The 15021-nt window shown below is 42.9% G+C and carries 13 protein-coding genes; 11 read left to right on the top strand and 2 right to left on the bottom strand.

What is annotated here, in order from left to right; all coding sequences use genetic code 11:
• The first annotated feature begins 9 nt into the window (after nt 1-9).
• The 4 genes from malE (at nt 10) to FFR00_RS08875 (ending at nt 5036) form a co-directional block, all read left to right on the top strand.
• The gene (malE, locus tag FFR00_RS08890; RefSeq protein WP_137673036.1) at nt 10-1191 is read left to right on the top strand and encodes a maltose/maltodextrin ABC transporter substrate-binding protein MalE; all 1182 of its coding nucleotides are present in this window, start codon (nt 10-12) and stop codon (nt 1189-1191) included.
• Between the two features lie 87 nt (nt 1192-1278).
• Nucleotides 1279-2910 carry a maltose ABC transporter permease MalF gene (malF, locus tag FFR00_RS08885; RefSeq protein ID WP_137673035.1) on the top strand — a complete coding sequence of 544 codons (1632 nt, stop codon included), beginning with the start codon at nt 1279-1281 and terminating at the stop codon, nt 2908-2910.
• A 12-nt stretch (nt 2911-2922) separates the two neighbouring features.
• The gene (gene malG / locus FFR00_RS08880) at nt 2923-3813 is read left to right on the top strand and encodes a maltose ABC transporter permease MalG (RefSeq protein WP_016402572.1); all 891 of its coding nucleotides are present in this window, start codon (nt 2923-2925) and stop codon (nt 3811-3813) included.
• A gap of 86 nt (nt 3814-3899) precedes the next feature.
• The gene (locus FFR00_RS08875) at nt 3900-5036 is read left to right on the top strand and encodes an ABC transporter ATP-binding protein (protein ID WP_137673034.1); all 1137 of its coding nucleotides are present in this window, start codon (nt 3900-3902) and stop codon (nt 5034-5036) included.
• 82 nt (nt 5037-5118) lie between these two features.
• Here FFR00_RS08875 and FFR00_RS08870 read toward each other — a convergent pair whose 3' ends face one another.
• Nucleotides 5119-5814: a flagellar brake protein gene (locus tag FFR00_RS08870; RefSeq protein ID WP_137673033.1), complete on the bottom strand. Its 696-nt coding sequence runs from the start codon at nt 5812-5814 to the stop codon at nt 5119-5121.
• Between the two features lie 147 nt (nt 5815-5961).
• On the opposite strand from FFR00_RS08870, the gene FFR00_RS08865 reads away from it, so the two are divergent.
• Nucleotides 5962-6834 (top strand): 6-carboxytetrahydropterin synthase, encoded by an 873-nt coding sequence (locus FFR00_RS08865; protein ID WP_137673032.1) that lies wholly within the window; start codon nt 5962-5964, stop codon nt 6832-6834.
• Nucleotides 6835-6878: 44 nt separating this feature from the next.
• On the opposite strand, the gene FFR00_RS08860 is transcribed toward FFR00_RS08865, so the two are convergent.
• On the bottom strand, nt 6879-8915 hold the full coding sequence (locus tag FFR00_RS08860) for a methyl-accepting chemotaxis protein (RefSeq protein ID WP_137673031.1): 2037 nt from the start codon (nt 8913-8915) through the stop codon (nt 6879-6881).
• Between the two features lie 312 nt (nt 8916-9227).
• On the opposite strand from FFR00_RS08860, the gene FFR00_RS08855 reads away from it, so the two are divergent.
• The 6 genes from FFR00_RS08855 to FFR00_RS08830 all read left to right on the top strand — a co-directional run bounded on the left by FFR00_RS08855 (nt 9228) and on the right by FFR00_RS08830 (nt 14805).
• Nucleotides 9228-10688 (top strand): COG3014 family protein, encoded by a 1461-nt coding sequence (locus FFR00_RS08855; protein ID WP_137673030.1) that lies wholly within the window; start codon nt 9228-9230, stop codon nt 10686-10688.
• A 13-nt stretch (nt 10689-10701) separates the two neighbouring features.
• The gene (locus FFR00_RS08850; RefSeq protein ID WP_161985129.1) at nt 10702-11094 is read left to right on the top strand and encodes a YcfL family protein; all 393 of its coding nucleotides are present in this window, start codon (nt 10702-10704) and stop codon (nt 11092-11094) included.
• Between the two features lie 14 nt (nt 11095-11108).
• Complete coding sequence (gene lpoB / locus FFR00_RS08845; protein WP_137673028.1) at nt 11109-11699, top strand: penicillin-binding protein activator LpoB; 591 nt, start codon at nt 11109-11111, stop codon at nt 11697-11699.
• 7 nt (nt 11700-11706) lie between these two features.
• Complete coding sequence (nagZ, locus tag FFR00_RS08840) at nt 11707-12729, top strand: beta-N-acetylhexosaminidase (RefSeq protein WP_137673027.1); 1023 nt, start codon at nt 11707-11709, stop codon at nt 12727-12729.
• Between the two features lie 53 nt (nt 12730-12782).
• Nucleotides 12783-13331: an alpha/beta hydrolase YcfP gene (gene ycfP / locus FFR00_RS08835; protein ID WP_137673026.1), complete on the top strand. Its 549-nt coding sequence runs from the start codon at nt 12783-12785 to the stop codon at nt 13329-13331.
• Nucleotides 13332-13509: 178 nt separating this feature from the next.
• Nucleotides 13510-14805, top strand: a complete 1296-nt coding sequence (locus FFR00_RS08830; protein ID WP_137673025.1) for an NAD(P)/FAD-dependent oxidoreductase — start codon at nt 13510-13512, stop codon at nt 14803-14805.
• Nucleotides 14806-15021: the final 216 nt, after the last annotated feature.

Raw genomic sequence — 15021 nt, 5'->3', positions numbered from 1 at the left:
GAAAGGCTAATGAAAAAGACAATTCTTGCATCTGCTATAGCGGTTGCTTCTTTAGGCATGGCATCTAATGCTTTTGCTGCGATTGAAGAAGGCCAGTTAACCATTTGGGTAAATGGTGATAAAGGCTACAACGGTTTAGCTGAAGTAGGTAAACGCTTTGAAGCTGATACTGGTGTTAAAGTAAGTGTTGCTCACCCTGATGATGCCCCTGGTAAATTCCAGCAAGCTGCTTCTACAGGCTCTGGTCCAGACATCTTTTTATGGGCACACGACCGTTTCGGCGACTGGGTTGACGCTGGTTTATTAACAGAGCTTAAGCCAAGTGCTGAAAAGAAAGCAGCAGTTGAAGACTTCGCTTGGAACGCTGTTACTATCGACGGTAAAGTTTACGGTTACCCTATTGCTATCGAAGCTGTAGGTCTTATCTACAACAAAGACCTAGTACCTACTCCTCCTAAAACATGGGAAGAGATTCCAGCACTAGACGCTAAACTTCAAGAGTCTGGTAAGCACGCAATTCTTTGGGATTACAACAACACTTACTTCTCATGGCCACTATTGGCTGCGAACGGTGGTTACATCTTCAAATATGAAAACGGATCTTACGATGTTAAAGATACCGGTGTAGCTACAGATGGCGCGAAAATGGGCGCTAAAGTAATTAAAGACCTAATCGAAAATGGTCACATGCCTAAAGGTGCTGACTACGGTGTAATGGACTCTGCCTTTAACAAAGGCGAAGTAGCCATGGTTATCAACGGTCCATGGGCTTGGGATAACATGGAAAAAAGTGGCATCAACTACGGTGTAACTTATATTCCAACTATCAACGGTAACAAAGCTAAGCCAATGGTTGGTGTTTTAGCAGGTGCAGTTAACTCTGCGTCACCAAACGCTGATTTAGCGGTAGAGTTCTTAGAAAACTACCTTGTTACTAATGAAGGCTTGAAGTCTGTAAATGACGATGTACCACTAGGTGCTGTTGCACTTAAATCGTACATGGAAGAACTTTCAAGTGACCCTCGCATCGCTGCAACTTTCGCAAACGCTCAAGATGGTGAGCCAATGCCTAACGTAGCTGCTATGGGTAAATTCTGGTCTGCGATGGCAACATCACTAACCAACATCACTAGTGGTCGTCAACCTCTAGAGAAAGCTCTAGACGCCGCTGCGCGTCGCATAGCGAAATAATACGGTCATATTATTTCGGTCAGGAGGAGGATATTGGTCTATCCTCCTCTTTATTAATTTCGGTCAAATACAAAGGTTGTACATAAGATGGGTCTTTCTGCGTCTCCAGGTTTTATGCAGGGCAAGTATGCCTGGCTAAAACTGCTGCTGATCACAGCGATTGTGTTGCTTAACGGCTATGCAATTGTTTTGATGTATGCAGGTGGTGAATATGCATTTGCATTGCTCACCCTTGTTGTTGTTTCTACCGGTGTGTATGTTTTTACTACTAAAAAAATGTATGCCCACCGATATATCTTCCCTGGTATTGCTGGGATGGTGGTCTTCATCATTTTCCCTCTGGCTTATACGATAGGCATTGCGTTTACTAACTACAGCGGAACAAACTTGTTATCGCTAGAGCGTGTAGAGCAGTTGCATACCCAGAAGACTTACATGGCTAAAGGCGGTTCATTTGGCTTCCAGTTGCATCAAGCAGCAGAAGGTAAATACGTATTAGCACTTTCTCAAGACGATAAGTTATTTGTGACTCGTCCTGTTGAAGTTGTTTCTAACGCCGATGTTCGCGCTAGAAAGCTTACTCTTGAAACTAAACGGATTAAGTTGCAAGCAGTAGACGCTTTACCTACTAGTGAAAAAGCCCCGATTAAAGAAATCATTGCTCATCGCCAATTCTTCAACAACATCGTGCTAGTCACGCCTGAAGCTGATGAATTAGTCATGAACGGTCTACGCAAGTTCTCAGCAATGAAACCACTATATTCTCGCTTAGCCGATGGTGTAGTACTTAAAGAAAGTGGTGCCATTTTACCTGGTCCTTCTATTCTCCGTAACAACCAAACTGGCGAGCTTATGCTGCCGAACATGGAAACAGGTTACTTCCAATACATCGATGGTGATGGTGAGTTTGTTGGTAGTCGTTTAGCACCTGGTTTCACTGTAGGTGTTGGTTGGAAAAACTTTGAACGTGTTGCTACCGATAAAGGTATTAAAGAACCGTTTATTGAAATCTTCATTTGGACGGTTATTTTTGCCGGTGTTTCAGTAGCTCTAACGTTAGCTATTGGCATGGTGTTAGCCTGTCTAATTCAATGGGAAGAGCTTAAAGGTCGCGCTTTTTATCGCGTGGTGCTTATTCTCCCCTATGCAATTCCCGCGTTTATCTCAATCTTGGTATTTAAAGGTTTGTTCAACCAAAACTTTGGTGAGATTAACGGTATTTTAGAGTCACTATTTGGCGTTAAGCCGGATTGGTTCACCGATCCTATCATGGCTAAGTCAATGATTTTGATTGTGAACACTTGGTTAGGTTACCCATACATGATGATCTTATGTTTAGGTATGCTTAAATCTATTCCTGAAGACCTGTATGAAGCGTCTTCAATGGATGGTGCAGGCCCAATCAGTAACTTCTTCAACATTACTGTTCCACTATTGATGAAACCACTAACGCCATTGTTGGTTGCATCATTCGCCTTCAACTTTAACAACTTTGTATTGATTCAGTTGTTAACAAATGGTGGCCCAGACATTATCGGTGCTTCAACACCAGCTGGTACAACCGACTTGCTCGTAAGCTACACCTACCGAATTGCCTTCCAAGGTGATGGTGGTCAGGATTATGGTCTAGCCAGTGCGATTGCGACATTAATCTTTATTGTGGTTGGTGCACTAGCATTGATTAACTTGAAACTAACTAAAGCTGATAAGACGGCATAAGGAGAAGCTACTATGGCAATGGTTCAACCTAAATCATTGAAATATAGAAAACTAGCTACTCACGTAGTGCTATGTTTGTTTCTATGTTTAATTATTTTTCCATTATTAATGGTAATCACTATTTCTTTCCGTACGGGTAACTTTGCGGTAGGTGAATTGATTCCTTCAAACCCAACTTTGGATCACTGGCGTTTGGCTTTAGGGATTACTGTTGTAAACCCTGATGGCTCACTAACTCCGCCTCCATTCCCAGTACTTACCTGGTTATGGAACTCGATTAAAGTTGCGGGTATTTCAGCCTTGTTAATTGTTGCTCTTTCTACCACAAGTGCTTACGCGTTTGCTCGTATGCGTTTTAGAGGTAAGGCAACCATTCTTAACGGTATGTTGATTTTCCAAATGTTCCCATCTGTTTTGGCCTTGGTGGCAATTTACGCCTTGTTCAATAAGATTGGTGAATATATTCCTTGGTTGGGTCTAAACACTCACGGTGGTTTAATCTTCGCTTACCTTGGTGGTATCGCACTTCACGTGTGGACTATTAAAGGCTACTTCGAAACGATTGACCCAGCGCTAGAAGAGTCTGCAGCGATTGACGGTGCAACTCCATGGCAAGCGTTTAGATTGGTATTGTTACCGCTTTCTGTGCCTATTTTGGCGGTTGTGTTTATTCTTGCATTTATCGGTGTTATTACCGAGGTTCCAATGGCCTCAGTACTGATGCAAGACGTTGATAAACTCACACTCGCTGTAGGTGCTCAACAATATCTCTATCCGCAAAACTACTTGTGGGGCGATTTCGCCGCTGCAGCTGTTTTGTCTGGATTCCCTATCACCCTGGTGTTCCTCATGGCTCAACGTTGGTTGGTCGGCGGGTTAACAGCTGGCGGTGTTAAAGGTTAAATTATTTGGGCGTAGCTGCGAATGCAGCTACGCAAAACAAGATTGATTGCGAGTAAAGCGACGCTTTATTCAGTTTGGAGCTAATAATGGCTGATGTAATTCTAAAAAATGTACGTAAAAACTACGACCCGGCAATTCACCAAGATACCTTGCGTGATATTAACTTAGACATTCAAGATGGCGAGTTTGTAGTATTCGTTGGTCCATCAGGTTGTGGTAAATCAACGCTGTTACGTATGATTGCTGGCTTAGAAGATATTACAAGCGGTGAGCTTAATATCGGCGGTAACTTCATGAATGACGTGCCACCAGTTGAACGTAACGTAGGTATGGTATTCCAATCTTACGCTTTATACCCACACATGGACCTACGCGAGAACATGTCGTTTGGTCTTAAGCTGAAAAAAGTAGAAAAAAGTATTATTGAAAAGCGTGTTAATAACGCTTCAGATATTTTAGGCCTAGATCCTTTACTTGACCGTAAGCCAAAAGAGCTAAGTGGTGGTCAGCGCCAACGTGTTGCAATTGGTCGCTGTATCGTACAACAACCAGGTGTCTTCTTGTTCGATGAGCCGTTATCAAACTTAGATGCTGCACTTCGTGTGAAAATGCGTATTGAGATTGCCAAGCTTCATAAAGAACTACAATCAACCATCATCTACGTTACTCACGACCAAGTGGAAGCGATGACCTTGGCGGATAAAATTGTAGTACTAAGCCCATTAGATCCAAATGCTGCTACAAACTTAGAGCAATATGGTTCACCGCTTGATCTATACCATAACCCAGCAAACAAATTTGTTGCTGGGTTTATTGGTTCACCGAAAATGAACTTCATTGAAGGTGAAATTGTAGAAGTAGGCGAGCAAGAAAGTAAAATTAAACTGGTAACTGGCGATATTGTTAGCGCTGCGGTAGATACAAGCCGTGCAAGCGTTGGTGATGCTGTTGAGTTTGGTTGCCGCCCTGAGCATTTGGTTGAAGATACCCATGCTCATGCAGAGAACTTTATTACAGGTACTGTAGTAGTTGCCGAGCACCTAGGTGCAGAGTCTTACGTTTACATGGACGTTAAAGGCTTTGATTTCACCTTTAAAGCGCGTAGCGAATTCCCAACGAACAATGGTGATGAGTTACGTGTTGGCTTACCAACTAAAGCTAGCTACTTGTTTGACAGTAATGGCATTGCGTTCCCACGTACTGCCAAGTACAACAAAGACTAGAAGTTGACCGTTAATTCAAAGCGACCTTCGGGTCGCTTTTTTTTGCTTAAAATAAACTTAGCTCTGGGGAAAAGAATAAGATTTAATTTGGGGTTTTGTTTTCGCGTTGAACAATCTCTAGCAGGGCCGTTTGAATAAATTTTTGTTTTACCGACTCATCTGCATCAAAGCTCAGCCCGTAATGAACCCGTTCAGGGGATCGTTGTTCTAAGTGTTGGTTACAAATACTTGCCTTTATGCTTAATGTTTTATATTCATCTATAGGCAGGTGTAAATTAAAGCTTCGTTTTGTTAGGGGTAATGGTATTGGAGCGCTTATAAAGCCACCACCATTTAGCGATAAGTCTTTGAGTAAGCCTTTAAAAGATTCATTGCTGTCGCTTTCACTTTGCATTCTACAGGGTAGCGACACCGGTAAACGGCTATGTTGTCGCAAACTAATTTTTTGGATATTACGGGGATAATCTAATACCACCCAGCGTCCTACACTGCTCATTAACTTTGAAATTGAGCCGCGGTAAGCAAAAATAGTAGCGTTTGGATCGCCTTCATTAACGATTCTCACCACAATAGATTGACCTTCGCGAATTAAGTCTCTAGCCGCTTCCCATTGTTGGTCCATGCCTCTAGATAGAATCACGCACATACCTGGTTCAATACCAATCAAGCGACTACGTAAGCGCAAAGGGTTAGTTGGGGTAGGGATCTGCAAGTGCACTTCGGTTTGGCAGGGAAGGGCATTAAACTCATTGAGTAACTCAGGCGCTATCGGGTCCACGGCGTTATCTAGTGATTATTCAACATGGTTAAACCTTATCACAGTTAGTTGAATTTTGGTTTTTCCGCTTGTTGAGATTGAGAAGCAACTGCCTAAATGGTGCCGTTGTGGCTATAATGTGCCGCATTAGCGATAACGGACTGCAATATGAAACTATTTGTAAAAGACTTAACAGTGATTGACTCAACCTACTTATGTCCAGACCGAGGTTTAGTGGGGGAAAGTTGGTTAGTGGATATTGAATTGGGCGGATCGCTAAATGATATGGATATGCTGCTTGATTTTGGCCAGGTTAAAAAACTGATTAAACGGTTAATCGACGATAAAGTGGACCATAAACTATTGGTTCCTCGTCGCTCTCCATTGTGTAAGGTAAGCAACAGCGAAGGCTACACGCAATTAGACTTCCAACGTCCACATGGTAAAAGCATTCACTTACGCTGCCCCGATGAAGCCTACACATTTATTGACGCGGTTGAAGTGAGCAACGAAGCCTTAACGGCTTACGTTAAAGCAGTGGTGCTCGAACAATTACCCAGCAATATACAAGATATAAGCATTAACTTGCGTCATGAAGCGATCGACGGACCGTACTACCACTACAGTCACGGATTGAAGAAACACGATGGTAATTGTCAGCGAATTGCTCATGGTCACCGCTCGACGATAGAAATTTTAGTGGATGCAGAGGGTGATGTAGACCTAGCCACTAGCTGGGCAATGAAATGGCGTAACATCTATCTCGGTAGCGCCAATGATGAGATATCAGCAAATGATATTAGTTTTTATCAGCGACAGGAATGGCAGCAGCATTACGCCTTTGCCTACCAATCCCCCCAGGGCTTTTTTGAGTTAGTGGTGCCTAAGCAAGAAACCGATATTTTGCCCTGTGAGACAACGGTAGAGAACTTAGCCGCTTATATTGCGCAAACCTTATCTAAAGCGATGGATGGGCATACGTTAAAAGTGATTGCTTACGAAGGCGTAGGTAAAGGCGCAATTTCAGAAGTTTATCGATAAAAAAAGGCTCCTAGTTAGGAGCCTTTTTAGTGTTAGCTCATTGTTTACAAGGTAAAACGTTTTACCAATGAGTCTTGTTGTTGTGCCAGCCCACCCAGTTCTTCACTGGTGCTGGTGACAATTTCAATGCTTTGGTAGTTTTCGTCACTAATATCGGAAATGCGATTTAAGTTATTCGATATTTCCGCGCCAGTGGCTTGCTGCTGTTCTGCTGCTGCGGCAATTTGGCTACTCATATCCGAAATTTGGGTAATAATTCCCTGAATTTCTTCCATTGCGCCGTTGGCATCTGATGATTGTGAGATGCTGGCCTGCATTTCTGATGAACATTCAGACATTACCGATACTGCACGTTGGGCACTTTTCTGCAGGTTTTCAATCATTGATTGAATCTCTGTTGTTGAGTTAGTGGTTTTTTGTGCCAGCACTCTTACTTCGTCGGCAACAACCGCAAAACCTCTACCTTGCTCACCCGCACGTGCGGCTTCAATGGCAGCGTTTAATGCAAGTAGGTTGGTTTGGTCTGCGATACCGCGAATCACATCTAAGATAGAACCAATGCTATTGCTCATGCTATCTACTTCGCCGATTACTGAGCTACTATGCCCCAGTTTTTCAGACAGTTGATGGGTAGTCGTGATGTTATTGCTCATGATCTGACGACCAGAGTTAGAGGCCTCTTCCACTTCCATTACTTTTTCCAAAGTAATGTTCGCGCTCTTGGCTACTTCTCTTACCGATTGTTCCATCTCGGTCATGGCGGCGGCAACAGAGGCCGTTTCTTGACGTTGATTATTTAGCTCTTCTTTAGCGGTATTTAGGGTCGTGGAGTTACCCTGAGATACATTCGACAGGCTTTCTGCCGCTTGGCTTATGTCATTTAGCACCGAGCGCATCTGCTCCATCATACTGTTGGCTGAATCTGCAAGTTGGCCAAACTCATTAGTACTTTGGTAGTTTACCGTTTCCGTCATGTCTCCCGCTGCAGCTGCCTTAAGCGTTTTAAGCAACTGATTAAGCGGTTGTTTGATTGAACCCGCCACGTTCCAAGCAACGAGTAACGCTAAAGGAATGGCAATAATCATCGCAGTTATTAGCTGAATACGGCTTGATTCAAGCATCTTATTTGCATTAGACGCCGCCATATCGACTTGAGCATTTGCAATATCATTGATCGCTGAAAGCTGGCTAATGGCATCGGTAATTTGCACTGCAGTATCAGCTACTCGTAGTGAGATGGCTTCTTTAACTTTGGCGACTTCTAAATGGTTGGCAAGTACGCCATCATCTTTGGTTGAGTCTTTTACAAACTGGTCAATTTGGTGACCCATATCGTTGCGCAACTCTGGAATTTCGTCTTCTAAATCAGAGGTGGCGCTCATGAAGTTTTTTATAAGCTTGTTATTTCGCTTCAAAATCACTGCAATTTTTTTAGACTCTACAGTGTTTAAACCTTCCAAAGTGTTTAGCTCAATTACCGCCATTGCATTCAGAAAGCTTTCGGCTGCCCAACGAATGTAGTCATCGTTTAGCTCTACCACTTTGTCTGACAGGTTCTTTTTGAGCTGTGGCAACATTACCGTGAGTTGGTTGGAGCTACGCTTTACTGATTTCAGTTCCGACAAGTAATTTAAGTTGTCATCCATTACTTGTTTAGCAACTTGAAAGTAGTTCTGATCTAGGCTGTTTAGCGTGTCTAAACGAGCTTCTAATTCAGCGTTGCCTTCGGCCATCGAGCGCAGGGTGCCTAAAGATGAAATGAACACTAATTCACTTTGCTCAAACGACTCGCTGCTTGCTTTGATAACCTTAGTATCAGCAGAGGTTAATGCATCTTTAAAGTATTTGTCTGCGGTCAGCAAATCAACGGCAAACTCACTACTTTGAATAACCAAAGGTGTAGCTTCTTCGGTCACTACATCAAGTTGTTGGTTAAACTGGCTGCCTGTTTGGAGTGACAATACATTAGTTAACACCATCATTAGAACCAAAAAACCAAATCCGATGTTTACCCGATGAACAATAGAAATGTTTTTAAAAAATTGGAGCGATGAGGCTACGTTTAGTGACTTTTTTTTCATAATTCCTCGACCAACCGATCTGTTAGCTATTTATAGTTTTTATATTATTTTATTTAGTAAAAAGTATGCCTTTAGTTGGCTATTCTTACTATGCAAGAGATCACAACTCTAGACGCTGGAAGCCCTTTTATACTGATAATAGCGGCCAACTTAACAAAGACTTTACCTTTTAAAATATAAAGCAAAATAAATTGTACAAATATAGAACAATCACAAGCAATTTGTAGAAATACTTCGCGCTAGATTAGGTCTAGCTCGTAAAATAGTTTATAAATAGACTTCTCCCGAACATCTGGTTTTTGGAACGCATTAATGGCTGATTCATCGCCCATCAAGTGGCGCGTTTTACATACTCGTAACACTGCGTTCTATAGCAAGATGAACAAACAAGCTATCGCTTTCGCTTTTTTTACCAGCTTATTGCTGGTTGGTTGTAGTACCGCAGTTTTTAGTGATCTTTTTGTGAGTTACGACGAGCAACTTAATGCTAGTCGTTATCAAATGGGGTCTGGGCAGTTCGAGTTAGCCTCGGACCTTATTTCTGAAGGCAGTAAAAGCGATAATAACTACTATCTTAAGCAGTTGGAAAAAGGCCGCTTATCTTATCTAGCGGGTGACTTTTCTGGCAGTCAGGCTCATTTTACCCACGTTGATGAGCAGCTTACTTGGCTGTCGCGCCAAGCGGAGTATCGGTTATCTACCGGCTTACAAAATGTTTCAGCCTTAGCAACCAACGACAACTTTATTGAGTATCATGTGCCGGTTTACGAGCAAGTGATGTTACATCATTATCAAGCCATCAATTACTTGCACAGCGATGGTTTGGAGTCTGCCTTGATTGAAATCCGCCGCGCCGGGTTGATTCAACAGCAAGCTATGCAAGAAGTGCCAGTGACCTTAGAAGAGCAACTGCGTGATTACAAGTCGCAATATGACGAACTAATGACGGATTACCCGCAGCTAAAAACTCAAGACAAAGCCTTAGCGAACGCCTTTCAAAACGGCTTGAGCTTTACGCTATCAGCCGCTTTATATTTGGCCGCAGGGCAAGAAGATGATGCTTACATTGATTACCGCAAAGCGCTAGCACTAGCGCCAAACAATGGTTATTTGCAAGCAGAGGTCGCTCGCTTGGGCCACAAGCTAGCCATGAGCGATTACCAAGAATACACACCAGCCAAACCTAAAGCCTTAACCAAGCAGGAAGGGTTATTGGTTTTGTTGCACGAACAATCAATTGTGGCAGCGCGCCAAGAGGCTCGCTTTACTTTACCCCTATATAATCATAATCGTTGGGAAACCTACACAGTTGCGCTACCCGTTATTTCAGGGAATGCGCAAATAGCTATACCGCAATGGATGAAAGTGGGTAACGAACGATTCTCCAGTGAGCGCTTAGTGCAGTTTGATGAGCTAGCAGCTAAGCAGTTACAACAAGATCTACCCGCAATATTACTGCGGCAAATTTTACGTGTGATAACCAAAGATCAATTTCGTCGTGAAGTGAATAAAGATAAAGCAGATGACGATGAAAACTGGGCAAACGCGTTGGTGAATGTGTACAACATTGCGTCTGAACGGGCTGATACACGCAATTGGCAAACCTTACCAGCCTTGGCGCAAGTGGCGATTAAGCCTCTGCCTGCTGGCGAACATACTCTAGAATTTGAAGGCTTGTTGCAAAACCAAGCAGCAATTAATATAACTGCTGGTAGAGTAACCTTAATACTGACTAATGATTTGGGCTCTCCAGCTCAAATATTTAATTTATAAAGAGGGTAAAGCTATGAAATATTTGCTGTTATTAACCGCACTGCTTGTCGTAGGCTGTACCACCGATACTTCTGGCATTTCGGCAGATTCAGATAAGCCCGACGGAAAGCAATGGCTAATTGTAGACAATATTAGCTTGGGTCGAAAACTCACCGTTCTAGATGCTGCTACTCACCAAGGAATGGACCGCTTGCGCGGTGTGGCAACAATACAATCTTTATTCAAAGGTGACTTAGATTTGCAGTATCGTTTTTACTGGTATGACAGTAACAACATGCAAATTAATAGTGCAACTACCGCATGGACGCCTCTAAGCTTACACGGCAAGCAACAAATTCAAGTGCAATCAGTTGCCTTGGTAAATATCGCGAGCCATTTCAAAATTTATGTTAGAGAAGTTAAATAACAGAGAGATATCCCATGAAAAAACTCGTACTCGCTGCATCTGTACTAGCCCTTACCTTAAGTGGTTGTTCTACCCAGGTAAGCTATGGCGACCCGCAGGAAGTTGAAACAGTAGATGTTGCTTTTGGCTCAACCGACTTACAAAAAATTGCCGGTGAAATGACAGATTCGATGATTTCGTCACCACTGCTAACCGATATTACCAATAACAATCGCCCGATTGTGTTTGTTGAACGCATTAAAAACAAAACTACTGAGCATATTGATACCGAGTCAGTGACTGATTCAATTAGCACTAAATTACTGCAATCGGGCAAGTTCCGCTTTGTTGATATGACACGCGTAACGGCGGTACGTGAACAGCTTGATTTTCAGAACGATGGCGGTTTAGTTGACCCATCTAAAGCGATTGCTTTTGGTCAGCAAGTGGGTGCTGAGTATATGCTTTATGGCAACCTTTCAAGCATTGTAAAAACTAACAAGAAAACCAAAGACGTTTATTACAAAATGACTATGCGATTAATGGACTTAAAAACAGGGTTAGTTGAATGGGCTGACGAAACTGAAATTCGCAAGGGCGAAACTAAATCTACTTTTGGTTGGTAGTTAGTACATGGGACCTCTGTTTTTGGATTTACTCGGTACGGAGCTGAGCGCTGAGGAGCGCGAGATGCTCCAGCATCCCCTTGTGGCTGGCGTTATTTTGTTTAGCCGCAATTATCAAGATCGGGCTCAGTTGTTAGAGTTAGTTCGTACCATTCGCTCTGCGAGTAAACAGCGCTTATTAATTGCTGTTGATCACGAAGGGGGCCGAGTACAGCGCTTTAGAGAGCAATTTTCAGCTATTCCTGCGATGGGCTTGATGGCGAAAGGCGCAGACACTCTTCATATTTCTCACCAAGACTGGGCTAAGCAACTGGGTTGGTTAATGGCTGCAGAGTTACGGGCTTGCGACATTGATATTAGCTTTGCACCCGTTTTAGACATTGATGGTGTTAGTGATGTAATAGGGCAACGCGCTTTTAGCAATAGTCCTAGCGAGATTATACGTTGCGCAAGTGCGTTTATTGATGGAATGAACTTAGCCGGTATGAAAGCTACAGGTAAACACTTTCCTGGCCATGGCAATGTAAAAGCGGATACTCACCATTTAGAGGCTCGTGATCCGCGCCCATACGCAGAAATTAAGCAGCAAGACATGCAAGTATTTGCCGCGCTTATTGCTCAGAACAAACTCGATGCGGTAATGCCTGCCCATGTTATTTACAGTGACGTAGATGACAAGCCTGCAGGGTTCTCGCAGATATGGCTGCAAAAAATACTACGTAAAGAGTTATCGTTTAACGGGCTTATTTTTAGTGATGACCTCAGCATGAAGGGCGCTGCAGTTGCGGGTAATCATATAGATCGTGCTCAGCAAGCCTTAGCGGCAGGTTGTGATTTATTGCTAGCCTGTAATGATAGAGAAGCTAGCATTAGTTTATTAGATGGCTTAGATCAAAGCTGTGTTGCGAATGCCGAAACCTTAGTGGGTAAAGCGTTTGCGCATAGTTGGTCAGAGCTTGAATCGCAAGCTCAGTATCGAGAAATTGCCGCTCGTGCTGCACAAATAGTGCAAATGAGTAGTGAATGGTAACAATTATAAATACACTTAGTTTTAGTGTGTGAATGTAAGGAAGGTATTGCAGGATGATTATTTATCTACACGGCTTCGATTCAACAAGTCCGGGTAACCATGAAAAAGTGCTTCAGTTGCAATTTGTAGATCCCGATGTGCGGCCGATCAGCTACAGCACCATTCATCCGCGGCATGATATGAGTCACTTACTGAAAGAAGTGCATAAACAGCTCATGTTAAGTGCCGAAGAAGAAGTTGTGATTTGTGGTGTGGGCTTGGGGGGCTATTGGAGCGAGCGCATTGGTTATTTATGCGGGATCCCATCAGTGATTTTCAATCCTAACTTACACCCAGAAAAGAACATGCAAGACCGAATTGAACGCCCAGAAGAGTACATTGATATTGCATCAAAGTGTGTTACTGAGTTTAGAACTAAGAACAAAGGTAATTGTACTGTGGTGCTCTCAGAGAACGATGAAGTGTTGGACAATTCTCATTCTGAGCAAGAGCTTAAAGCCTATTACGATGTTATTTGGGACAAAGAACAAAGTCACAAATTTAAAGACATCAGCCATCACCTGCAGTTGATAAAGTCTTTAAAACGCCTGCCAAGTTTATAGAATCTTAAATTTTCATAAAAAGAGGGAATTAATCCCTCTTTTTTATTGGGCGCTTTTTGTGATCTTAATCAAGTTACGTATAATGAGCCCACCTTAGCTAGTTGTTAAAGGCATAACAAAAATAAAGCCTTTGTAGTAGAGCTAAACACTTCAAGTTGTTACAAGGAAATATTCAAGCATGACTAGAATCGTTGTAGTTGGTGGTGGGGCCGGTGGTTTAGAACTGGCGACGCGCTTAGGCCGTAAACTCGGTAAACACGGAAAAGCTAACGTAGTGCTGGTAGATAAAAACCGCACCCATTTATGGAAGCCGCTATTACATGAAGTGGCTACCGGCTCTTTAGATGCAGGCATTGACGCCTTGAGCTATCGCTCACATGCTGCTAATCATGGCTTTGAATTTCAACTTGGTGAAGTGGCTGATGTAAATCGTGAAGATCAATTGGTGACTTTAAAGGCTATGGTCGAAGAGGGTAAAGAAGTTCTTCCGGCGCGCCAGCTAAATTACGATTACCTAATCATGGCCATAGGCTCTGTTTCGAACGACTTTAATACCAAAGGTGTTAAAGACAATTGTATTTTCCTCGACAACCCAAGCCGCGCTGATTTATTCCACCGCCGCATGCTTAATCGCTTTTTACAGTATTCGCAAAATGACGAAGCGCAAAAGGGCGAAAAAGTACGTGTTGCTATTGTTGGGGCTGGCGCAACTGGCGTAGAGCTTTCTGCTGAGCTGCATAACGCCTTAGACCAACTACGTGCTTATGGCGTGCCAAACCTAAGCCATTCAAGCCTAGCGGTAACCTTAGTAGAAGCGGGTGAGAAAATTCTCCCGGCATTACCTGTGCGCATATCTAGCTCAGCTCATTCAGAGTTACAGAAAATGGGTGTGGACGTACGTACCAAAACGATGGTGACGGAAGCCACTGAAGAAGGCCTAACGACTAAAGACGGTGAACTGATTAAAGCTGACTTGATGGTGTGGGCGGCAGGCATTAAGTGCCCTGATTTTATGAAAGAACTCGGTGGCTTAGAAACCAACCGGATTAACCAGTTAGTGGTTCGCCCAACCTTGCAAACCTCGCGCGATAGTAATATTTATGCGATTGGCGATTGTGCTAGTTGTGCCATGGGAGAAACTGGTTTTGTACCACCACGGGCTCAATCGGCTCATCAAATGGCGACCTTAGTATTTAAAAATATTGTGCGCCAAATTGAAGAAAAACCACTGCAAGAGTTTGAATACAAAGACCATGGTTCACTGGTATCACTCAGCCGTTACTCAACAGTTGGTTCGCTAATGGGCAACCTTATGCAAGGCTCTATGATGATTGAAGGGCGCATTGCACGAGTAATGTATATCTCTCTTTATCGGATGCATCAAATCGCCTTACATGGCTACATGAAAACGGGTTTAATGATGCTAGTAGGGCGAATTAACCAAGTATTAAGGCCTAAGCTTAAGTTACACTAAGTTTATTAGTTAAAAGCAGCTCAAGAGCTGCTTTTTTGTGCAAGTGTAAGCTGAAAGAATAGGCTACTAGTATCGTCGTATTGAACAATACACTTGCAAATTAGCACCTTCCCTTCGATGATAGCCAAGATACTATTTACAACGTTCACTTATTCTATGTCTCAGTCTAGTCAGATTGATCTCAATCTTTTACGTGTTTTTAAGTCAGCTTATGAG

This window comes from Agarivorans sp. Toyoura001 (assembly GCF_005405585.1).
In the GTDB taxonomy this organism is placed as follows: domain Bacteria; phylum Pseudomonadota; class Gammaproteobacteria; order Enterobacterales; family Celerinatantimonadaceae; genus Agarivorans.
This window is presented reverse-complemented; position numbering and strand designations above follow the sequence as displayed.

Excerpts from the sequence above, each read along its gene's own strand:
- FFR00_RS08850 (WP_161985129.1), top strand. The coding sequence starts at position 10,702 with ATGAAATATTTGCTGTTATTAACCGCACTGCTTGTCGTAGGCTGTACC.
- FFR00_RS08855 (WP_137673030.1), top strand. The coding sequence starts at position 9,228 with ATGGCTGATTCATCGCCCATCAAGTGGCGCGTTTTACATACTCGTAAC.
- FFR00_RS08830 (WP_137673025.1), top strand. The coding sequence starts at position 13,510 with ATGACTAGAATCGTTGTAGTTGGTGGTGGGGCCGGTGGTTTAGAACTG.
- FFR00_RS08865 (WP_137673032.1), top strand. The coding sequence starts at position 5,962 with ATGAAACTATTTGTAAAAGACTTAACAGTGATTGACTCAACCTACTTA.
- malE (WP_137673036.1), top strand. The coding sequence starts at position 10 with ATGAAAAAGACAATTCTTGCATCTGCTATAGCGGTTGCTTCTTTAGGC.
- ycfP (WP_137673026.1), top strand. The coding sequence starts at position 12,783 with ATGATTATTTATCTACACGGCTTCGATTCAACAAGTCCGGGTAACCAT.
- nagZ (WP_137673027.1), top strand. The coding sequence starts at position 11,707 with ATGGGACCTCTGTTTTTGGATTTACTCGGTACGGAGCTGAGCGCTGAG.
- FFR00_RS08875 (WP_137673034.1), top strand. The coding sequence starts at position 3,900 with ATGGCTGATGTAATTCTAAAAAATGTACGTAAAAACTACGACCCGGCA.
- malF (WP_137673035.1), top strand. The coding sequence starts at position 1,279 with ATGGGTCTTTCTGCGTCTCCAGGTTTTATGCAGGGCAAGTATGCCTGG.
- lpoB (WP_137673028.1), top strand. The coding sequence starts at position 11,109 with ATGAAAAAACTCGTACTCGCTGCATCTGTACTAGCCCTTACCTTAAGT.
- FFR00_RS08860 (WP_137673031.1), bottom strand. The coding sequence starts at position 8,915 with ATGAAAAAAAAGTCACTAAACGTAGCCTCATCGCTCCAATTTTTTAAA.
- malG (WP_016402572.1), top strand. The coding sequence starts at position 2,923 with ATGGCAATGGTTCAACCTAAATCATTGAAATATAGAAAACTAGCTACT.